Origin of the sequence: Paraburkholderia suaedae, assembly GCF_040812055.1 — a bacterium.
Lineage (GTDB): Bacteria > Pseudomonadota > Gammaproteobacteria > Burkholderiales > Burkholderiaceae > Paraburkholderia.
This window is the reverse complement of the sequence record NZ_JBFOAH010000004.1, coordinates 1-20,850: the sequence shown is the minus strand read 5'-3', so window position 1 is coordinate 20,850 and position 20,850 is coordinate 1. Positions and strand designations below refer to the sequence as shown.

Below are 20,850 nucleotides of genomic sequence, written 5' to 3'. Positions count from 1 at the left end.
CGCGAGCGGACAGCCTCGCGTGGCCCTCAAACGTTGCGCTTGAGCGCAGCCCCTTTCACAGAGCGCCGCGCATTCATATCTGGCGGCGCAACTCCGCCGGCGGCACCTTCATCAGATGCCGGTACTTCGCTACCGTGCGGCGCGCGACCAGCACACCCTGGTCCGCGAGCATCTTTGCGAGCGTCACATCGGATAGCGGATCACGGGTGTTTTCAGCGGCGATCATTTCCTTGAGCAGCGCGCGCACCGCGGCGGCCGAACACGTGCCGCCGCTTTCCGTACCCAACTCGCGGGGGAAGAAGTGCTTGAATTCGAAAATACCGCGCGGCGTAGCCATGTATTTGTTGCCGGTGGCACGCGAGATGGTCGACTCGTGCAGGCCTAGTTCTTCGGCCACATCGCGCAGCACCATCGGCTTGAGCGCGATTTCGCCGTACTGGAAAAAGGCCTTCTGATGCGCGACGATGCATTCCGCCACGCGTTGAATGGTATCGAAACGCTGCTGCGCATTACGGATCAGCCAGCGCGCTTCCTGCAACTGCTGGGCGAGCGGCGAGCGGCTCGCGCCGGCCGACTGCGCGAACAGTTCCGCGTACATGCGATGAATCCGCGCACGCGGCTGCACCGCCGGATTGATCGACACCACCCACTTGTTGCGTACCTGGCGCACGATCACGTCCGGCACCACGTAGTTGTCCTCGGTGCGGCCATAGCAGTTGCCGGGCTTCGGATCGAGCTTGCGCACCAATGCGCATGCCACCCGCAACGCTTCCGCGCTGCAGCCGATCTGCTTTTGCAATTCCGCCTGCTCACGGCGCGCGAGACGTTCCAGGTGATGCTCGACGATCTGGCGTGCGACCTCACGCCCCGGCGTATCCGCAGGCAATGCATTGACTTGCAGTGAGAGACACTCGGATAGCGAACGCGCGGCGAGGCCTGGCCGGTCGAGCGATTGCACGAGGCGCAGAGCCACCAGCAGTTCTTCTTCTGTCAGCTCGGGTTCGAGATCGACGCTAGCGGCGAGATCGGCGAGCGACTGGCGCAGGTAGCCGTCATCGTCGAGCGCCTCGATGATGAAGCGGGCCACCGCGCGGTCGCGGTCGTCGAGCCGGTACAGACGCAGCGAGTCATGCAATTGCTCATGCAGGGTCGGTTGCGAACGGGCCCATTCGGCCGGATCGCTGCCCTCGGAATCGCCGTTCTGCCGCGCCGAACTGCGGCTGCTGTAGTCGCCGGAAAACTCGCCGCCCATATCGCCGCCCAGATCGTCCTGACCCGCGCTTTCTATCGTGTCGCCGCTGCCGGGATCGGCTGGCAGTGCATCGGCTTCGGCGCCGGCGACGGTATCGGCGGCGGGCAACGGCGTGGCCTCGTCGGGGGACGTGGCGGTCGCGAGCGCGACATCCTCAGTTTCCGACGAGTCGTATTCGAGAAACGGATTGGTGTCGAGCGCAGTGCGCAACTCCTGCTGAAACTCCAGAGACGACAACTGCAATAGACGCACCGATTGCTGCAAACGCGGCGTGAGTGCGAGAGACTGCCTTGTGCGTAGTTCAATTGAAGGCATCGTAGTGAGGTCCCGTTGGGTAGCTGGATGGGTAGCTGATGAAAAGCTGATGAGGTAGCTGACAGGAAGGCCGACAAAAATCCTGTGCTTTGAACCGTTGAGAGCAACACCCGTACCAGTTCGTCCAACCCGCTGTTTACGTGGGGCTTTAGTGTGCGCGCGGGGTGCCGGGCCCGCTGATTGCGCGCGTGTCGGACGCCCTTTTTACAAGCGTCCGGCAAATTTCGGTCCGCGGGCGGACCTGCACGGCGTGCGCGCTTCAGCACAGCGCGCCGCGCTATTCTTCAGCCTAATGCACGCGCGGAAGCGGTTTTGCCGCGACACGGCTGGCTCACTCAATCGATCAGGCACACTACTTGCGGACCACCACAGTGTGGACGGATGTGTGACTGTGCGCGTCAAACGCATCAAACCGATGCATTGACGCACGCGCTGCCCTCGCATCCGGTGTCGATAACGGGCCCTGACGGAACCGTAGCGGCAACGACCCCACGCGCGTCATCGGCGGCTGCCGCCGCGATCGACCGCAGGCAACAAGACCGCAATTTTCATCAACACCCGAAGGAGAAACCATGAAGACCATCCAACTTCTGAAGACCGCAGGCAGCATCGCTTGTGTTGCGTTCGCGTTGAACGCGACGGCCCAGACCAGCGCTTCCGCACCGTCGGCCTCGTCCGAAACGATGGGCCAGCATCTGGACGACAGCACCATCACCACCAAGGTCAAGGCGGATCTGCTCGCCGCGAAGAACGTCAAGTCGACCCATATTCACGTGAAGACCCGCAAGGGGGTGGTGTGGCTCACGGGTTCCGTGCCGTCAGCCGACGAAAAGGCCGCCGCCGAAGAAGTCGTGCAAGGCGTAAAGGGTGTATCGCACGTGAAGAATCATCTGAAGGTCGCCGCCGAATAGAATCGGGCAGACCGCAGCAAAGATGCCGGCGAAAGCCGGCACTTTGCGAAGGTTTGGAACACCCAAAAGGCCGCCCGCCATGCGGACGGCCTTCTTCTTTGCTCCATCTACGGCTGTTTTTTTGCGAACGCCATGCTCATTCGGTTGCCGGCTGCAGGGGCGACCACCGCCCTGCCCCGACCGCCTACTTCGTTAGCACCGCTTAACGCCGCGTGGCAACATACTGATCGCGCAGTTCGCGCACCCGGTCGTGGTTCTGAAGCACGCCTTGATACTGCCGCTCGACGATCGCCCGTACGTCCGCCGGCAAATCTTTTTCGAGCGCGTCGTGGTAGCGTTTCTTGGCGACGTCCTCGCCCTTTTCGCATTCCACCAGAATGGCGTGATCGCTGCGATCGGTAACTGCGGACTTCACATCGACCCAGCCACGATGCAGCGCGCCACTCATGCTTCCGCCAGTCTCGGGCTTGCCGCCAAGCTTCTGCACCGCGTCCTGCAACTCGCGTGCACCGCGCGCGCAGTCTTCGGCACGCGCCAGAAACATCGTCTTCAACTGCGAGTCATGTGCATCTTCGGCTGCTTTGCGAAAGCCCTTTTCGCCGTCCTTCGACGTTTCGACCAGATCGTTCAGCACGGAAACAACGTTCGTAGCCATTCAATACCTCCAGGTTTCGTTCATCGTGGAATCCGCTGCCGGCTTTGACCGTTGACATGCGTTTGCGAGGCGCAGGTCGTTACAGGCGGAGTTCGCCAATCTATTCGCACGGAGCGTGCCTGGCGTCATGCGGTCGCGGCTGATCGCAACCCGTCAGCAGATTCGCAGCACTCTTGCATACGCGCGTAAATGTTGCGTGCCGCGCCGCGCTGATACGCTCGGGAAAGCCCGGCCCAGCGTCATTTTCCGCAATGGCACAACGGTTGCTTCCCACGCAGCGCCCGCATTGCGCAGAGCGCACGCATCGACACAGAGCGTACGCGCAAACCATCGAAAACGACGGGCACGCGGTAACGACAGGGAGAAAACACGATGAAGAAGGTCACGCGCGCGGAATGTCTCGTCTGCATTGCCATCGTCTCATCTGGGGTGGCTCTCCAGATTCGCGAACATGTGCAAACGCAAGACGCCACGCCCACGAATCCGCCAGCGCAGGTGTCGTCCTGCGGACCTTCGCGCGACGGCCTGAGGCCGGCCGCCTGCGAACAGCCGACGCGCAACGAACGTCAAACGGATGACATTACCCGAGCGAATCATCGCGCGCGGCAGATATGGGTGTGAAGATGGTCGGGAAAGGAGCTGCGCGTCGGATGCAGTGAAACGTGAGAGACCGCACAACGCACAACGGCCCGGCAAATGCAGGGCGTTGTGCATTCAATCGCATCGAAAGCCGAATCAGACCGCCCTCAAGCATGCTTCTCGCCGTAGTCGTTCAACGGCTCGGGCGTCTTCAGCGGATCGAAGTCGGCCCAGCGTCCTTGCTGCCAACGGCCGGTGGCTTTTTCGATCGCCGTGCCGCCCGCTTCGCGCAACACGCGCGCGGCGTCGAGCTGATTGTCAGGCGATACGTGCACGGCGACGAGTACGCCCGAATCGCGCGACTCCTGTTGATAAGGTAGATGATGACCGGTCTTGCCCGTCTCTCGCGTGCGGGACATGGCGCCGACCAGCGAGCCGACGTAGGCGCCGACGCCTGCCGCGATCAGCGACACGAGCAAGGGCGCGGCGAATGCCGCGAAGATCGCAACGCCCACCACGGCACCGACTACGGCGCCGATGGTCACACCCATGCCGGCGCCCTTGGGCGAATCTTTGGCGCCGGCATCCGTGCCGGTGTCGCCGCCGATAGGATGACGTGCATGCTGGCCACGCGGATTGACGAAGAAGAGCGTCACGTCTTCCTCGACGAAACCCGCGTCGAAAAGTCTTTTCGCCGCATTCTCGGCGGCCGGAAAAGTGGTGAACCGTGCTGCGACGATGAGTGACATAAGGCCTCCTTGCATCGTTGAGATCGCGCTGGCGGACCGTGCTGCCGCAATGTGCCGCGGTCGCGCCGCGGATTGCAGCATGCGACGGGCTACGCGCTAGCGCCGCGATCGGATTCCATGCCTTCCACTCTGAACAGTCCGCTATGCAACACTACGCCTTCTCCCTGATTCTGGTCGAGCGCTTCGGCGCAAACCGAGCGGATGCGCTGACGGCCTTTCTCGAACGCTTCCATCAACGCCGCTTCGAGCGCCGACTCGGCGCCGAAGTGATCTTCCAGCGCTTCGGCGGTAATGGCGCACACCACCGCCTCGCCGTCTACCCGCGCCGTGAAGCGAACCAGCAGGTTGGCGCCGTCGAAGGCCGGTTTGTCGTCCGGAAAACTGATCTGCATAAGGGAGTCCTCATAGGCTGGCCGCGGCAGGATCGCATTCATGACGAGCCCTTCATGTCGCCGGCAAGTTGCTGCGCCATCTTGAGGTGGTGCTGGATGGTCGGCAACGCGTGCGCGGCCGCTGCTTTCAGTTGCGCGTCGGTGCCGCTCTGGCTTTCCTGCTGAAACAGGTCGACCGCGCGCTGATGTGCCTCGACTCCGATCTGCTCCACGTAAGCCTGATCGAATTGCTTGCCCTTCAGGGTTTGCAGCTTGCCGACCAACGCTGAATCCGCGGCCGGCGTCTGCTTGAAGCCTTTCTTCGCGACGAGCGCCGACATCGTATGCGAGAGCTTCGTATGGTCGGCGATCATCTGCTGCGCGAATTTACGCACGTGCGGATCGTTGGAATTTTTCAGCGCGATCTTGCTGGCTGCAATTTCGGTGGCGTCGGACTTGGACGCGTCGAGCACAAACTGCTGATCCGCGGGCGAAAGTTGGGTGCCGCTGACCGGCGCGTCGCTCGCCGGGGCATCGCTGGCTTGCGCGCAGGCCGCGCCGATGCATGCCGCGTTCAAACCGAGCGCGACAGTCATCACTTGTAGGGAATACCGGATTTTCATTGCATTTTCTCCCTGTTAGACGCGACGCGAAAGCCGGACCGAGTTGCGGGCGCAGCGCGGGGCTCGTGCCGCGCGCCGCGTGTACCGGTTTTACTCACACCGACTCGCGCCCGGACAGTCGCGCGATCAGCGTTTTGTTGAAAGCGGGCAGATCGGCCGGCTTGCGGCTTGAAATCAGATTGCCGTCCTCGACCACTTCCTGATCCACCCAGGTGCCGCCCGCGTTGCGGATATCGTCTTGCAGGCTCGGCCAGCTCGTGAGCGTGCGCCCCTTGACGATGCCCGCCGACACCGGCAGCCACGCGCCGTGACAGATCACCGCGATCGGCTTTTTCGCGCTGTCGGCGGCCTTGACGAAGGCCTGTGCCTGCGGCAGCAGACGAATTGCGTCGCCATTCACCACGCCGCCGGGCAACACCACCGCGTCGTAGTCGTCCGGGCGCGCCTGGTCGAAGGTCGAATCGACTTCGACCGCATCGCCTTTGTCGACGTGCTTGAAACCCTGGATCGTGCCGGGCTTGGCCGAGATCACATGCACCGTGGCACCCGCTTCCGCGAGCGCACGCTTCGGTTCAATCAATTCGGCCTGCTCGAAACCATCTACCGCAAGAACCGCCACCTTGCGACCATTCAACGTGCTAGCCATGCGTACTCTCCTTTCATGAGGCGGCGACGGCGCGCGCCGCGCGACGTCGCCGCAGGTAGTGCTTGTCGGACTACCGCAAAAGACGTGCCCGTCTGCTCGTCTGCGTCGGGCGTTAGCTCACGCGCGCGTGTCAAAGCCCGGTCGGGTCTTCGTCGAGCCCGTCGTCGTCATTGGGCGCGAGCGGATCGATCACCTGGTCGGCTTGCAGGTCCCGGTCGGCCGTCAGCGTCGAATCGCCGTCGGCGGCGGCGCGCTCGCCTGTGCCTGCGCGGTCGGTGTCGCTGTCGAGCTCTGCCGCGCCGGTTTCGAGCGCGTGGTTGTCCAGCTCGGAGTCGATGTCGAAAGCATGCCGCTTCGCGCCCGCGACGTCGCTGCCGCTGTCGGACGAATCGCTCGGGCCGAGCGCACCGGTCGTGCCGGCGGTTTGCTTGACCACCTGTTGCGGCTCTTCATCGGGATTCAGCGTGCTGCTCATTTGGCTCTCCTTGGGTTGGTGGGTCACCCTTAGTGCTTCGCAAGGACCGTTCCGCCGCGCGTCGAGCGGCGTGCGACCGACGCGCTGGGCATCGACCTTGCTAGCAGCGAATCACCGGCGCCGCGTGCGTCTGATTCCCGAACCTGCTGGAACTTCCACCCTGCCGCGATGGCCGCCACGACCTCTTCGATGCCACCCCGTTCCGAAGCCACGGACGAGACCGCGAAACAATCGGCCGCGCTGGCGATGCCGCCGGGTTTGCGGCATTCGGACGACACGCGTCCGGGCTACTCGCGCAAGCGTGAAAAAGACGGCTTCGCGTATTTCGACACGGAGGGCAAGCGCATCGTCGACGAAGATGAGATCAAGCGCATCAACGCGCTCGCGATTCCACCCGCTTACGAGGACGTCTGGATCTGCCCCGATCCGCGCGGCCATTTGCAGGCGACGGGCCGCGACGCGCGCGGGCGCAAGCAGTACCGTTATCACCCCCGTTGGCGGGAAACACGCGATGCCGATAAATACGAGCGCATGGCGCAGTTCGGGCGCACACTGCCGAAGATTCGCGCACGCGTGGCGCGCGACCTCAACCTGCCCGGCATACCGTGCGACAAGGTGATTGCCACGATCGTGCAACTGCTCGACACCACGCTCGTCCGTATCGGCAGCGTCGAATATGCGCGCGAGAATCAGTCATACGGATTGACGACGCTGCGCAAGAAGCACGTGAAAATCGAAGCAGGCCAGTTGCGCTTCAGGTTCCGCGGCAAGAGCGGCATCGAGCACGACGTGACGGTCGACGACCCCCGTATCAAGCGCATCGTGCGCCGCTGCGCCGAGCTGCCGGGTCACGACCTGTTCCAGTATCTTGACGAGGACGGCACACGCCACACCGTCGGCTCGGCCGACATCAACGACTATCTGCGCCGTGCGAGCGGCGCGGACTTCACCGCGAAGGATTATCGGACGTGGGCCGGCAGCGTCTACGCGCTGGCCGCACTGCGGCGGCTGGCGTGCAGTAATGCGGCGCAGGCGCGCCATCATGTCGTCGCCACGATCAAGGACGTAGCGGGCTTGCTGCGCAATACGCCGGCCGTCTGCCGCCGTTGCTACATACATCCGGCGGTGATCAGCGCGTTCGAAGCCGACGAGTTGCAAGACCTGCAACCGGGCCGCGCCCAACGCGGATTGAAAGTGGATGAAGCCGCGTTTGCCGCGCTGCTCGCGCGCGCCGAGCAGCGTGCGGCGAAGCTCGCCCGGCAGGCCGGCGCGAAGGGCCGCAAGGCGCGCGAGGCGGCGGTGGCCGACAGTATAGAAGGATCGTTGACGACCTTGCTGCAGAAATCGCGCGTGATCCGCAAGAAGGCCGCAGCGCGGGCGAATGGGAAAGACGCGCCATCGACAGCGCGAACGGGAGCCGCGGCTGTCAAGCGGAACACCGAGCCGGACACCGGACGGGACACCAAGCGGGCGGCTCATTGAACAGGCACCACGCACCGCGTGACAGCAAGTCTGCGTGAGTCGGCAAGTCATCGCTCATGGCGGACTCACTGCGTGCCGCAGCCCGTCAAGCTTCCTCGTCATACGCAGCCATCACGAGCCACAGGTCGCGCTCGCCATCGCGTATTTCGGCAGCGAGCGCATACGGGTCGGTCGGATTGCACACCCGTTCGAGCGCCCGATGCGCGAGCTCTCCATTGTCGAACACGCATGCCGAGAAGGGCCGCACGTCCTGCTTGCCTTCGAACATGCGTTGATGCCTGCGATACACCAGTGTCTCGGCTTTCCAGCTGCGAAAACATTCGCGCACGTGCGCAAAATCGCCCCCGCAAATATTCACCTGGTAATGAATTCTGTGTGCCACGATCGATTCTCCCGCGATGCAAGCGCCACCCATGCGCTCCCGTGTCGACGAGCGTCAAGCACATAGGGTCCTTGCACCGATGCAGCCGGAGCAGCGAATCTTTTGTTGCCATCGCGCTGTTCGGCTGTTCCTACTACTGTTCCTTGCAATCCGCCGTAAAGCGTCGCGCGCGCGCTCGCTTGCGCAGCGACTGCGGATTCGAACGGATCGGCACGGGGCTCGCGCCGATCCGCACTACCTCATTGCTTTTTCACCTCTGCATTGGCGAATGATCGGCTACTGGCAGAAAGCAACGATCTTTATCGGAAGGCGTTGCACACGAGCGCACCGTCGCTCACTGCCCCTTCGTGTCGCTGCTGGCATTCGCACCGGGGGTGTTGGTCGTATCGGTCATTGGCTTCTTGGTCTTCGACTTCGACATATGCGACTTCGACATGTGCGACGAACCGGAAGTCATTGCCCCCGAGGCGGGTTCGCCACCCGCCGTCGGCGCGGCAGTCGCGGCGCCATGCGCATTCCCCGAGCCGCCGGATCCGGAGTTACCGCCGTTGCCGTTGCCGCCGCCCGCTTGCGCGAATGCAGCGCCCGACATTCCAACGAGTGCGGAGAGCAGCAGTGCTTGTGAAAATTTCATCAGGATCTCCTTGAGTAGATGGCCGGCGTAGAGTTGCGCGCGGTCCTGCGCATCGTCCGGAACTGAGGATCACGCCGGCCTGCCGTTATCCACTTCTGCTTAAGCAAGCGCTATGCCGCACGAAGCGCGTCGGGCTAGTTGCGCGCCGTCGCAAAGGCAGACAGACAGATAGGTTTGGCTCGCTGGCGTCGCCGAAATAATTTCAAGTGCGGGGCAGCCTTTACGCGAGTTGTTCAGAAGGCAGATCCGCGCGCCCTCGCGATGATCGTCACGGCGCGATGGAACGCCGGTTGCTGAACTTCGGGTACATCCATCTCTGAGAGGAGTCGAATTATGCTCAATCAGTCACAGACGCAAAGCGGGATGGGCCAGCAGCAGGGAGCCGAAATCGTCGGCAAGGGCGCCGCGACCGCCGATGGCCCCGGGCCGGATGTGATGGCGGCGGCCACGCTCGACGGCAACCGCGTCCTTAGCAGCGACGGCGAGGATATCGGCAAGATCAAGGACATCATGCTCGACGTGCGCTCCGGGCGTGTCGCTTATGCCGTTTTGTCGAGCGGCGGTTTCCTGGGTATCGGCGACAAACTGCTGGCGATTCCATGGCGTGCATTGACGCTCGATACGGAACAAAAATGCTTCGTGCTCAACATGGTCGCCGAACGCGTGAAGAACGCGCCGGGCTTCGACAAGGACCACTGGCCGTCGATGGCGGACGAGAGTTGGGCGACCTCCGTGCATCAGTACTACGGCAGCGAACCGTACTGGGGCGACAGCTACATGCGGCGCGACGATGTGGTCGCCGGCACGATCCCGCCGGGATCGTCGGACGCTCCCGAGGCCGGAGGAGTGAAGCTGTAGTCCGCGTTCTCGCGTGAGCCTGAGCCACGGCAGCAGGCATACGTTCACGCGCTGCGCCGGCATGCCGGGTTGCGGCAGCCGGCGCGTTTCACTGCGCTCACGCACCCGACGCGCACGCGAATCCCTCACTTCGCCGCAGCGCCGAACCGAGCGCGACAAGGAGGCAAACCTATGCCCGCCCGAAAAACCCCCCGCAAGTCCAAACGACCGGTGGCGCGCGGCAGATCGGGGCGACCGCCCCGACAGCGCCACGCGCAGGCGCATGCACGGCATCGCGCGCGATCAGCGAAATCGGGCGGCGCCGCCAGTTCGCACAAGTGGTCGCATCACGTGATGGAGACCAGCGACGCGATGGATATCCAGCACGATATTTTCAAAACCGGCAGCGCTGAGTCGATCGCGCAGTCGCTCAAGCGCTCGTCGACGCAAAGCCGCCGCCGTAAGGGCACGCCGTTTCAATCGGCGATGTCGATGCTCAATTTCTACATCAATCGCGCGGGCCGCAATCTGCCGAAGGAACGCCGCGACACACTGGAGCGGGCCAAGCGCAAGCTGCGCGAAGCGTTTGGACGGGCGCCTTGAGCGGGGCTTGCGACGGAGCGACAGCGACGACGCCGCAATCAGCTTTGAGCGTCTTTTGAACAGATCGGCGTCCCGCATGATCGATACCATGCGGGCTTGCGGCGCAGAATCATGTGCGAAACAGGGCGGTTACGTTCGTGATGCTCGGCCTCTCGCCTTGGGAACTGGCCGTCGGTCGACGCGCCGAATGGCTGAATTCGCGGCTTGCGGGCAACATCGGGCTGAACACACCCTTCACCGACCGCACGATGCGGCGCGACGTGCGCCGCCGCCCATCGTAGTCGATCGCAACCCGCCCGCCTACGCCCCCCGCCGCGTTTGCGCGAGCTGCCGGCGACGTTCTTCACCCTGGCGCTCCAGCATCCAGCCCGGATACTCGGCCGGCAGCGCGCTGACCTTGTCGAGCGTCGCCAGCTCGTCAGCGGTAAGCGAAACGCCGGTGGCCGCAATGTTGTCGTCGAGCTGTTCGACCTTCTTCGCGCCGACGATCACGCTGCTGACCACGCGCTGATGCAGTAACCAGGCCAGCGCGATCTGCGCCACCGACACCTGCCGCGCATCGGCAATCTCCCGCATCGCATCGATGCAGTCATACGCGCGCTCACGGTTCACCGGCGGAAAGTCGAAGCTCGCTCGGCGGCTGCCCGCTTCGCCTTGCTGTTCGCGCCCGTACTTGCCGCTGAGCAAGCCGCCCGCAAGCGGACTCCACACCATCAGTCCGAGGCCTTCGCTGTGCAGCATCGGCACGAGTTCGCGTTCGAGGTCGCGGCCCGCGAGCGTGTAATACGCCTGCAGGGTTTCAAAACGCGCGAGCCCGAGGCGCTCCGCGATGCCGAGCGCCTTCACGATTTGCCAGGCGGCCCAATTCGACACGCCGACATAGCGCACATGTCCGTGCTGCACGAGCGTATCGAGCGCGCGCACGGTTTCTTCGATCGGCGTGGCCGGATCGAAACCGTGGATCTGGTACAGATCGACATGGTCGAGTTGCAGGCGCTTCAGACTCGCCTTCACCCCGTCGATGATGTGATACCGCGAAGCGCCACGCGCGTTCGCGAACTCGCCGGTCGGGCCGAATACTTTAGTCGCCACTACGACCTTCTCGCGCGGCACCTTGAGGTTCTTCAATGCCTGACCGGTGATCTGCTCGGACAGACCGCCCGCATAGACGTCGGCCGTGTCGATGAAATTGATGCCCGCGTCGAGCGCGCGGCCGACCAGCCGCTCCGCGTCGCCCTGCTGCAGATCGCCGATCTGCTTCCAGATGCCTTCGCCGCCGCCGAAGGTCATCGTCCCCAGACATAATTCCGAAACAAACACACCGGTACGGCCAAGCTGGTTGTATCGCATCGTCGAAGCTCCGTCTTTACGTTGGTGAAGAAGTAAGCGCTAGAGAATACTGCAATTGGCGCAAGGCGACAGCGAACTCACGACGGCAGGCCAATGGGCGGCGGTTGCATCGCTCGCAACGTTGCAGGCAACATGTCTGCAGTCAGCACGTTGAGATTGACCATTCAGACGGCCCGAGCCTGAGCGACGGCAGAAAGCGAGCGGATTGCGAACCCCGCAATACGCTGGGCGGATCCTTTATCGACCCGGCCCTCAGCATATCGGCTGCAGCCGAAGTAAATGCTGTCCTTGCTGGTCCAGTGCCGACGATCATCGAATAATCCTTTCCGTCGATGCCGACCGGGACGAGATAAGGTCCCGAGTTTTCGGTCATCGGCAAGCGTGCTTCCAGTTTCAACTGGCTTTGCGCGTTGGAGTGAGCTGTTGCCGTTTCGGCAAACGCGTGGAAACAGACAACGGCCGAACTGGTAAGCCGAACAGGAAAGGGCTGTAACAACCTCTTCACTTTCGATATCTTCATTTCGGTGTTGGCCACATTACCGCAGGTCCGTGACATCCAGCCTTCCGAGTTTCGATGCAAGATCAATGCGCGCGTTGTCCCAGTCCGCCAGCGCCTCGATGCGCCGCTGTTTCGCGTTTGCCAGTGCGGCCAGCGTGTTCATCAGTTCAAGGATATTTCCAACACCTGCATCGTAGCGATGCCGCGCTGCCTCCCAGGCCTGCTGCGCCGTGTCGAGCAGCTTCGCGCTGTTCTGTGCGTTGCGCGTTGCGCCCGTCAGCAACTGGTAGCTCGTCCACACATCCAGCGCGACCCGCCGCCTTGCCTCGTCAACAGCGTCCTGCTGCCGCTCGGCCTGGGCCTTTGCCTGGTCGGTCTGGTAATGTCGCCCAAAACCTTCAAAAAGCGGGATGCTGACCTGGACGCCAATATAGGCTTCATGTCCGGTGGCCGGATAGGTGGGCAGACCGAGCCCCATGCTTTTGGGCTGGTTGTCCCGGCTGTATTTCCCCGCCAGGCTGATCGAGGGCAGGCCCTGCGCGCGCGTCTGTGAGACCTTCGCGAGCGCGGCTTCGTACTGCGCCTGCGCCGCACGAACGGAGGGATGCGCGATCTGCACATCACGGATCATTTGCTCAACCGGTTCGCTGAACGTCACGTCCATGCGCGCATCTTCGCTCACACGCGGCACATCCAGTGCCACGGAAGGATCGAGTTCCATATCCGACGCCAGCGTACCCAGCGCAGTCTGTGCGTCACTTTCAGCCTTGGTCAGACTGAACACTGCCTGTTCGTGCTGCGTCTGCGCCTGCAGGGCATCCGTGACGGGCGCAACGCCCCGGTCGGTGCGGGCCTGTGCGGCGACCATGCTTTGTCGCGTCATGTCCTCCACATCTTTCGCCGCATCGAGTTCACCCATCGCCGTCTGCGCTGCGTAGTAGTCCCTGGCGATCGTGGCGAATTCGTCCTGTAACGTTGCATCGTGCGTTGCGCGCGCCGCTTCCAGCAGCGCATCCGCGTTCCTGAGCAACGCCTCGCGTCCCCCGAAGTCGAAAAGCAACCAGTTCAGCGACACGCTTTCCGAGCGCACCGTCGCCGTATAGTCCGAGCCGAGCGTCGGGTGATTCCCGATATCGACAACGGAATTCTCGCGCACACCCTGCCAGTTCGCGGAAACGGTCGGCAGATACGCTGCGCGCGCGGCGCCGACGCCCGCCGCCTGCGCCTTTACATCGGCCCATGCCTGACGGGTTTTCGGATTGCTGCACAGCGCACGCTCAACGGCTTCGGCCAGTTGCAGGGGACGCGCGGGCGGCCCCGCTGGACATTCGTCTGCAGCCCGCACCATCGCGCCCGCAGCGGTAGGGGAAATATCCCGTTCTGCACGAAGGACATCAAACGCGTGGGCGGCTGCGAATTGCGAGAGCAAGGCGGCGAGCGCAGTGAACCGCATTATCTGCCTAGCGTTCACGCATGCTCTCCCGTGCCGTCTGGAGCAGCGGATCGAGGAAGTAGCCGATCACGCTGCGCCTGCCCGTGCGAATGTCGGCCGTCACCGCCATGCCCGGTGTGAGTGTGATCCAGCGGTTATCGACACGGATATGGTTGGTGTCCAGACGGATCCGTACCGGAAAGGTCAGTCCGACTTTCTTGTCCTGCACGGCATCATTCGAGACCTCGGTGATGGTGCCGTTCAAAAAGCCGTAACGCGTATAGGGAAACGCCTCGATCTTTACGGCGGCGCGCTGGCCCCGCTCGACAAACCCGATGTCCCTGTTTTGCAGGCGCGCTTCAACTTCGAGCGCATCGTCGGGGACGATTTCCATGAGCGATTGCGCGGTGGTGACGACGCCTCCCAGCGTATGGACCGACAGTTGCTGCACCGTACCCGCGACCGGGGCCGTGAGGCTCAGGAGTTGCTGGCGGGTCTGTGCCTTCGACTCGTCATCGCGACCCTGGGTATCCTGCTGTGTAGCCTTCTCCAGTTCGTCAAGCTGTTCGCGGCGGAACTTCGACGCCGTTGCCTCAACGTCAGCACGCTGCTCTGCAATACCGGCCACCAGTTCATTCGCGTGGCTACGTTGCGCCGCCAGCTCATGCTCCTTGTCCAGCGCGCCCTGCTCCTTGTCGAGGTAATCGTTGCGGGCCACATACCTGTCGGCCACGAGCGCGTGATAGGAATCTGCCTGCTGGCGCGCCAGCGGTGCGGTTTGCGCAAGCTTCGCGATCTCCGCGCGTGTGCTTTCGAGTTCCGCCTGGCGCTTGAGCAGTTCCGCCTGTGCGCTGGCGAACTGGTCGCGGTATTCAAGCCACGTCCCTTCGGCCTGGCGCTGGGCGTCCCGAATCCGCGCGTCGGGTGCACCTTCGACACGGGCGACGATCGGCATCCGGTTGTCGCGCTGGGCCGCAAGCAGCGCACTGGCACGCGCCGCCGCGAGTTCCGCGTCGAGGCGGGCGGAGCGGGCCTTGTCGGCGTCGGCGGCGGCCTGCGTCGTATCGAGCTTCATCAGCAGTTGCCCGGCGGTGACGCGCTGGCCGTCGTGCACCTGAATTTCGCGCACCACGCCCGTGATCGCAGGCTGGATCGTCTTGACCCGTGCATCCGGGATGAACTGGCCGCTCGCCGTCACCACGATGTCGAGCCGCCCCAGTACGCCAATCAACAGCGCGAGCCCGGTCAGTAACACGAGAATGCGCATGGTCCATCTCGGCGCAGGATGTACTGGCGTTTCGACCAGTTCAAGCTGGGCTGGCAGAAACGCGAGTTCGTGAGCCGCACGCTCAGGCGGATCGAACTGGTGGCGCATGTTCCACGCACTACGGAACACGGCGGCGTATCGGGCAAGCAGCTCGCCCACCGCCTGCAAGCGGACAAAACGCAGGAATTTCACGATGCACCGTCCTGCAGCGATATCAGGTAAGCGTAGTAGCCGCCATGCTGCAGCAGTGAAGCGTGATCGCCCCGCTCGACGATCCGCCCTCTGTCCATTGCAACGATCTGGTCGGCATGCCGGACCGCCGCGAGCCGGTGCGCGATGATGATGACGGTTCGCCCCGCGCACATGGCCTTCATATTGTTCCGGATCACACGCTCGGTCTCGAAGTCGAGCGCGCTGGTCGCTTCGTCGAATATGAGAATGCGCGGATTGGTGAGTAGAGCACGCGCAATCGCGAGCCGCTGCCGCTGGCCGCCCGACAGGTTCGAACCATGCTCTCCGACGAGCGTGTCATAGGCTTCCGGCAGCTCGCAGATGAACTCGTGCGCGCCCGCGAGCTTTGCCGCGTGGATCACCGCCGCCAGCGGTGCGCCCGGATCGGTCAGCGCGATGTTGTCGCGGATCGAGCGGTTGAAGAGCAGGTTTTCCTGCAGCACCACGCCAATCTGGCGACGCAGAGACGCGGGATCGGCCAACGCCAGATCGATGCCATCGATACGCACGGTTCCCTGCTCAGGCACGTAGAGGCGTTGTACCAGTTTCGTCAGTGTGCTTTTGCCCGAGCCTGAGCGGCCCACGATACCGACCACCTGACCAGCGCGGATATTAAGGTTAATGCCGTCGAGAATCGGCGGGCCGTCCGGACGATAGCGGAAGCGGATATTCTCGAAAGTCACGGTGCCTTTGAGCGACGGCAGCGCCTGTCGGCTTTGCGGCAGTTCGGTCCTGGAATTCAGGATGTCACCGAGGCGGCTCATCGAAATGCCGACCTGCTGGAAGTCCTGCCAGAGCTGCGCGAGCCGCAGCACGGGCTCACTGACACGTTGCGACATCATGTTGAACGCAACGAGTTCACCGACTGTCAGCTTTCCGTCGATGACCAGTTTCGCGCCAAGAAACAGCGTGCCCAGCGTGACGAGCCTGCCCACAAGCTGGATAGCCTGCTGGCCGACATTGCTAAGCGAACTGACACGAAAGCCCGCCGCAACATAGGCGGCAAGCTGTGTTTCCCAGCGCTTGATGAACTGCGGCTCGACCGCCATCGCCTTGACCGTTTCAACGCCTGACACCGCCTCGACGAGGAAAGACTGATTGTCAGCCCCACGTGCGAACTTCTCGTTCAGACGTGTGCGTAGCGACGGTATGAGTGCAGCCGAAATCGCTGCATAAACCGGTAGCGAAAGCGCAACGATCAGCGTCAGCCAGACGCTGTACAGGCACATCACGCCCAGAAAAATCAACGAGAACGTCAGGTCGATGAACGCCGTGAGCGCCTGACCGGTGAGGAAATTACGGATGTTTTCCAGTTCGCGAACTCGCGCGACCGTATCGCCCACGCGCCGCGCGCCAAAGTAGTTGAGCGGCAGCGCGACCAGGTGCCGGAAAAGCCGCGCTCCGAGTTCGACATCGATTCGATTCGTCGTGTGCGCGAACACGTAGTTGCGCAGCCCCGTCAGCAATGCCTCGAATATCGAACTTACCAGCAGCGCAACACAGACGACGTTCAGCGTGCTGTAGGTGCGGTTGACCAGCACCTTGTCCATCACCACCTGAAACATCAGCGGCGCAACAAGGCCGAACAGTTGCAGAACGAGCGAGACGCCCAGCACTTCGAGCAGTAGCCGGCGATATTTGACGATGGGCGGAATGAACCATGAGAAATCGAACTTCGCCAGTTCTCCGACAAGCGACGCGCGGGAGGTGAACAGCAGCATGCTGCCGGTCGTACGGGCAGCCAAGGTCTCCAGAGGGACGGCCAGAGGTGTTGTTGCGTCGGCTTCGAGAATAAATGCGGTCTTGCCGTCGCAGCGCGCGATGATAAAGTGCTTGTTGTTCCTGTCAAATGCGAGCGCAGGTAACGGCGTGCGATTGAGCCGCTCACCGCGCAAAGGAACGGCATTCGCTTTCAGACCAATCGCGCGAGCGCTGAGCACCAACGCATCGCTATCGAACTTCCGGTCGCCCCGCGCCGCAGCGTGCCGCAACTGGGCCATGTCAGCAGCGATTCCGTGGAACCGCGCGATGACGATCAGGCAGGCAAGAGCGGGATCGATGTCTGACTCGCCGACAGGGGTACTATCTGGCCCATTACTGGATGCGGATGCAGGCGGGTCGATCAGGTCAGGGGAATTCACAGGCTATTGACGTTCTTGGGCATGGCAGCCGTGCCGCCGAGGCAGCACGAAAGGGAAGGGAATCAACGATCACAAAGCATCCGCAACCAGCAGGGCTGCGGATGCTCTTACTGCGGTGGAACCAGCCGTTTAGTGGGGGTTAGCCGCGAGCGTGGCCTGCTGCGGCTGCAATGACGCCGCAACCAGCGTCGAACTGGCTGCCGGTTGCACGCCGTAGGACGCCATGCCCGCAATCAGGTTATTGATCTGCAAATCCGACATGCTCGCGGTAGGTGCGGTGGCATCCTGCGTCGCACTCGGGTTAATCATCAGGTTCACGCCGGCGATGTTCCCGGTGCTTCCGTTCGCATAAGTGAATGTACTGTCAACCAGAATCTGATTACCATTGTTGTCCCGGTTGACCTGGGTGCCCTCAAGATCAAGTGACGAGATGCCCAACTGGTCCAGACTGTATAGCTGGCCGCTCTGGAATTGCCCTGTGCCTGTCGTGTCGACCCAGACCTTCAGCGAACTCCACAATGCATCATTCGCTGTGAGCGATCCATTACCGATTCCGTCAACCTGTTGCGCCAGAGCCTGAAGCGCATCGAAACCTGCGACGAGTTGACTATCCTGATTCACAACGGTTGCGTTGCCCGCATCGTTCGGGTCGTAGACAAGATAGCCTTCTCCCGCCGTCCCCCAGCCAGTTCGAACCTTCTGGCCATTGTTCTGCATATCGAACAACGCGGGCGACTCCTGAACGCTGACTGTATCGACCGCGCCGCCATTGAGATTCAAGATGATCGGATCCGTGCCATCCGGGCAGGAAGGATTGCCGCACACGAGGATGGACCCCGGAGCAGTGTTTGCATCGGGAAGGCAATCCAGCGGCAGGCTGTACGCCGGCAGATCATACGAAGGCATCGAAATAGCCGGATCGCCGGTCCAGAGGCCTCCGTTCGTGAACGAACCGCCTGTACCACCCTTATCAGGATCGTAACCATGGAAATACGCACCCGGCGCTGTGGCCCCCGATGGGTTCAGCGGACCATACGTGCCGGAAAGTGAGGTGCCATTTACATAGGAGAAGGCATTGGCGTTGTTATAGTAAACGGCATTGTTTCTGGTCACGAAATTGCCAGTGGTGTTATTAAGGTCGATCTTCTGATTGTCCGCAATAATCGTATTACCTGTACCCCGGACGACAATGTCTGCCTGCACTGTCGGGTTCGATGAGAGCAGCGTGGAAGCGTCAATCGTATTCCCGTTCCCATTGATATAGATCGTCTGGCCCATATTTTGGGCACCGAGCTGAATCACACTATTCGTCGCATTGATGGTGTTGTTCACACCATTGTCGAGTATGACCGAATTAGAACCGGCGCTAACCGTGTTTCCCGTGCCGTTCACGGCAATGGCGTCATTTGTACTCGCATAGACTGCATTACCGTTGCCGGACACGATGAGGGCATCATTATTTGCGACACTGATGCCATTATTACTGCCATTCACGACAGCCTGTGTGTTCGCGTTGAGCCAGATACCCGTACCCGATCCATTTGCCGCAGTGCCACCCAGTTGGGCGCCGTTTGCGTTGACAGTGTCAGAGACGCCGTTCGTATTACCGATGACCGTACACGAGCCCGCCCCCGTATCGATCCGGTTGCCGCCGCCGTAGACCCCCGTACTGGAGCCGGTCGCCTGGGCAATACCGTTGTTACTGCCATTCACGGTAGCCTGCGCATTCGCGCCGATCCAGATACCGGTACCCGACCCATCTGCCGCAGTGCTACCCAGTTGGGCGCCGTTTGCGTTGACGGTGTCGGAGACACCGTTCGTATTACCGATGACCGTACACGAGGCCGCCCCCGTATCGATCCGGTCGCCGCCGCCGTAGACTCCGATACTGGAGCCGGTGGCCTGGGCAATTCCGTTGTTACTGCCATACACGTTAACCTGCGTATTCGCACCGATCCAGATACCGATACCCGACCCATCCGCCAAAGTGCTACCCAGTTGGGCGCCGTTTGCGTTGACAGTGTCAGAGACACCGTTCGTATTACCGATGACCGTCGACGAGCCCGCCCCCGTATCGATCCGGTTGCCGCCGCCGTAGACTCCCATACTGGAGCCGGTGGCCTGGGCAATTCCGTTGTTACTGCCATACACGTTAACCTGCGTATTCGCGCCGATCCAGATACCGGTACCCGCCCCATTTGCCGCAGTGCTACCCAGTTGGGCGCCGTTGGCGTTGACGGTGTCGGAGACACCGTTCGTATTACCGATGACCGTCGACGAGCCCGCCCCCGTATCGATCCGGTTGCCGCCGCCATTGACCGCCGTACTAGAGCCGGTGGCCTGGACAATACCGTTGTTACTGCCATTCACGACAGCCTGTGTGTTCGCGTTGAGCCAGATACCTGTACCCGACCCATCTGCCGCAGTGCTACCCAGTTGGTCGCCGTTCGCGTTGACGGTGTCAGAGACGCCGTTCGTATTGCCGATAATGGTCGAGGAGCCCGCCCCGGTATCGATCCGATTGCCACCGCCGTTCACGACGCCGCTGGAACCTGAATTGAACGTCACCCCGGCGTTCGACATGTTGAAGGTTTCGCCCGTCCCGGTGACGCTCGTTGTAGAACCGGCCCCGGCGTCAACGATATCGTTGTTACCGCTGACTGTGTCAGTTGCTCCAGCCGAGACATTGATCTGAAACGCGCTGACATCGGCTACTACTCCCGCGCCCGCAATCATCAATTCATCGACGGAGCCATTGTAAGCAAGCTGCACCGAACTCGTCTGCGTTCCCTGAGCATTGTTTTCCGTGTACTGAAATACTCCACCGCTGAGTGTCGTTTCGCTCAGCGTGTCGCCATTCTGGCCTGTCGTGACGATTATCGATTGCCCATTCTGCCCAAATTGCTGCAACTCCTGCATTTCATTGTCGAGGTCAGTCGCACCTTTGGACAATGCATTGCTGAGAGCGTTAACGTAACTCTGGAACCAGTCGGCAGCAGACAGGCCGATACCCACTGCGCCTGCGACACCGCCTACAATAGTTGCACCAGTGCCCATTGTTCCCGCAGCAGCGACTAGCCCAGCCTCCCCGGCCTGCGTTGCGATGGCTCCCAAGCCTGCCGAAACTGCCTGGCCAAGCCCTGCCGCATCGCCAACCAGAGAAGCAAAGGCTTCGTTCTGGCCCGCGGTATCTTTTCGCCCTACGGCATCTGTATAGCTAGGGAAGGTCTGCAAAAGTCCTGGCGTCGACGTACGGGTGGACTATCCTGGGAGATAGGAAAGTTTAGGGGTATCTTCGATGACGCAACTTGGTCTTGGTCTGGATCTGTCAACGAAACGTACACGCAAACGGGAATTTCTCGATGAGATGAGGCGCGTTGTGCCATGGTCGAGGTTGATTGCGTTGATCGAACCGC

Annotated in this window: 20 protein-coding genes and 1 pseudogene; 6 read left to right on the top strand and 15 right to left on the bottom strand. The window is 62.1% G+C overall.

The genetic code is table 11. The features are described from left to right. Positions 1–73: 73 nt before the first annotated feature. Complete coding sequence (locus tag ABQJ48_RS07515) at positions 74–1,567, bottom strand: RNA polymerase factor sigma-54 (RefSeq protein ID WP_367837042.1); 1,494 nt, start codon at positions 1,565–1,567, stop codon at positions 74–76. Positions 1,568–2,139: 572 nt separating this feature from the next. Here ABQJ48_RS07515 and ABQJ48_RS07510 point away from each other — a divergent pair. Then, positions 2,140–2,478: a BON domain-containing protein gene (locus ABQJ48_RS07510; protein ID WP_367837041.1), complete on the top strand. Its 339-nt coding sequence runs from the start codon at positions 2,140–2,142 to the stop codon at positions 2,476–2,478. A 202-nt stretch (positions 2,479–2,680) separates the two neighbouring features. On the opposite strand, the gene ABQJ48_RS07505 is transcribed toward ABQJ48_RS07510, so the two are convergent. The 6 genes from ABQJ48_RS07505 to ABQJ48_RS07480 all read right to left on the bottom strand — a co-directional run bounded on the left by ABQJ48_RS07505 (position 2,681) and on the right by ABQJ48_RS07480 (position 6,576). Beyond that, positions 2,681–3,133: a ferritin-like domain-containing protein gene (locus tag ABQJ48_RS07505; RefSeq protein ID WP_367837040.1), complete on the bottom strand. Its 453-nt coding sequence runs from the start codon at positions 3,131–3,133 to the stop codon at positions 2,681–2,683. Between the two features lie 746 nt (positions 3,134–3,879). Beyond that, the gene (locus ABQJ48_RS07500) at positions 3,880–4,461 is read right to left on the bottom strand and encodes a hypothetical protein (protein ID WP_367837039.1); all 582 of its coding nucleotides are present in this window, start codon (positions 4,459–4,461) and stop codon (positions 3,880–3,882) included. An 89-nt stretch (positions 4,462–4,550) separates the two neighbouring features. Next, on the bottom strand, positions 4,551–4,895 hold the full coding sequence (locus tag ABQJ48_RS07495; protein WP_367837038.1) for a DUF1488 family protein: 345 nt from the start codon (positions 4,893–4,895) through the stop codon (positions 4,551–4,553). Continuing rightward, on the bottom strand, positions 4,892–5,455 hold the full coding sequence (locus ABQJ48_RS07490) for a DUF4142 domain-containing protein (RefSeq protein ID WP_367837037.1): 564 nt from the start codon (positions 5,453–5,455) through the stop codon (positions 4,892–4,894). Before ABQJ48_RS07490 ends, ABQJ48_RS07495 begins: the two co-directional genes overlap by 4 nt. 94 nt (positions 5,456–5,549) lie before the next feature. Next, positions 5,550–6,101 carry a type 1 glutamine amidotransferase domain-containing protein gene (locus tag ABQJ48_RS07485; protein ID WP_367837036.1) on the bottom strand — a complete coding sequence of 184 codons (552 nt, stop codon included), beginning with the start codon at positions 6,099–6,101 and terminating at the stop codon, positions 5,550–5,552. Positions 6,102–6,231: 130 nt separating this feature from the next. Then, a complete protein-coding gene (locus ABQJ48_RS07480) occupies positions 6,232–6,576 on the bottom strand; it encodes a chemotaxis protein (RefSeq protein WP_367837035.1) in 345 nt (114 codons plus the stop codon). A gap of 168 nt (positions 6,577–6,744) precedes the next feature. Here ABQJ48_RS07480 and ABQJ48_RS07475 point away from each other — a divergent pair, with 168 nt between their 5' ends. Beyond that, the gene (locus tag ABQJ48_RS07475; protein WP_473094108.1) at positions 6,745–8,058 is read left to right on the top strand and encodes a DNA topoisomerase IB; all 1,314 of its coding nucleotides are present in this window, start codon (positions 6,745–6,747) and stop codon (positions 8,056–8,058) included. An 85-nt stretch (positions 8,059–8,143) separates the two neighbouring features. On the opposite strand, the gene ABQJ48_RS07470 is transcribed toward ABQJ48_RS07475, so the two are convergent. Together ABQJ48_RS07470 and ABQJ48_RS07465 are read right to left on the bottom strand one after the other, a co-directional pair. Further along, on the bottom strand, positions 8,144–8,440 hold the full coding sequence (locus ABQJ48_RS07470) for a hypothetical protein (RefSeq protein ID WP_367837033.1): 297 nt from the start codon (positions 8,438–8,440) through the stop codon (positions 8,144–8,146). A gap of 334 nt (positions 8,441–8,774) precedes the next feature. Then, positions 8,775–9,074 carry a hypothetical protein gene (locus ABQJ48_RS07465; protein ID WP_367837031.1) on the bottom strand — a complete coding sequence of 100 codons (300 nt, stop codon included), beginning with the start codon at positions 9,072–9,074 and terminating at the stop codon, positions 8,775–8,777. A gap of 333 nt (positions 9,075–9,407) precedes the next feature. On the opposite strand from ABQJ48_RS07465, the gene ABQJ48_RS07460 reads away from it, so the two are divergent. The 3 genes from ABQJ48_RS07460 (at position 9,408) to ABQJ48_RS07450 (ending at position 10,795) form a co-directional block, all read left to right on the top strand. Next, positions 9,408–9,932: a PRC-barrel domain-containing protein gene (locus ABQJ48_RS07460; protein WP_367837029.1), complete on the top strand. Its 525-nt coding sequence runs from the start codon at positions 9,408–9,410 to the stop codon at positions 9,930–9,932. A 171-nt stretch (positions 9,933–10,103) separates the two neighbouring features. Beyond that, positions 10,104–10,514 carry a DUF3175 domain-containing protein gene (locus tag ABQJ48_RS07455; RefSeq protein WP_367837028.1) on the top strand — a complete coding sequence of 137 codons (411 nt, stop codon included), beginning with the start codon at positions 10,104–10,106 and terminating at the stop codon, positions 10,512–10,514. Positions 10,515–10,627: 113 nt separating this feature from the next. Next, the gene (locus ABQJ48_RS07450; RefSeq protein WP_367837026.1) at positions 10,628–10,795 is read left to right on the top strand and encodes a hypothetical protein; all 168 of its coding nucleotides are present in this window, start codon (positions 10,628–10,630) and stop codon (positions 10,793–10,795) included. 19 nt (positions 10,796–10,814) lie between these two features. Here ABQJ48_RS07450 and ABQJ48_RS07445 read toward each other — a convergent pair whose 3' ends face one another. The 6 genes from ABQJ48_RS07445 to ABQJ48_RS07420 all read right to left on the bottom strand — a co-directional run bounded on the left by ABQJ48_RS07445 (position 10,815) and on the right by ABQJ48_RS07420 (position 20,449). Continuing rightward, positions 10,815–11,864 carry an aldo/keto reductase gene (locus tag ABQJ48_RS07445; protein ID WP_367837025.1) on the bottom strand — a complete coding sequence of 350 codons (1,050 nt, stop codon included), beginning with the start codon at positions 11,862–11,864 and terminating at the stop codon, positions 10,815–10,817. Between the two features lie 142 nt (positions 11,865–12,006). After that, complete coding sequence (locus ABQJ48_RS07440; protein WP_367837023.1) at positions 12,007–12,399, bottom strand: pepsin/retropepsin-like aspartic protease family protein; 393 nt, start codon at positions 12,397–12,399, stop codon at positions 12,007–12,009. 1 nt (position 12,400) lies between these two features. After that, positions 12,401–13,834, bottom strand: a complete 1,434-nt coding sequence (locus ABQJ48_RS07435) for a TolC family protein (protein WP_367837021.1) — start codon at positions 13,832–13,834, stop codon at positions 12,401–12,403. Further along, entirely contained in the window at positions 13,824–15,245 is a 1,422-nt protein-coding gene (locus ABQJ48_RS07430; RefSeq protein ID WP_367837418.1) for an HlyD family type I secretion periplasmic adaptor subunit, read from the bottom strand. The genes ABQJ48_RS07435 and ABQJ48_RS07430 overlap by 11 nt, the downstream gene beginning before the upstream one ends. Before the next feature lie 5 nt (positions 15,246–15,250). Beyond that, positions 15,251–17,434 carry a type I secretion system permease/ATPase gene (locus ABQJ48_RS07425; RefSeq protein ID WP_473094107.1) on the bottom strand — a complete coding sequence of 728 codons (2,184 nt, stop codon included), beginning with the start codon at positions 17,432–17,434 and terminating at the stop codon, positions 15,251–15,253. A 129-nt stretch (positions 17,435–17,563) separates the two neighbouring features. Next, on the bottom strand, positions 17,564–20,449 hold the full coding sequence (locus ABQJ48_RS07420) for a beta strand repeat-containing protein (protein ID WP_367837020.1): 2,886 nt from the start codon (positions 20,447–20,449) through the stop codon (positions 17,564–17,566). A 283-nt stretch (positions 20,450–20,732) separates the two neighbouring features. Between ABQJ48_RS07420 and ABQJ48_RS07415 the strand changes: the two are divergent. After that, positions 20,733–20,850 (top strand): annotated as a pseudogene (locus ABQJ48_RS07415) (IS5/IS1182 family transposase); the annotation flags it as partial.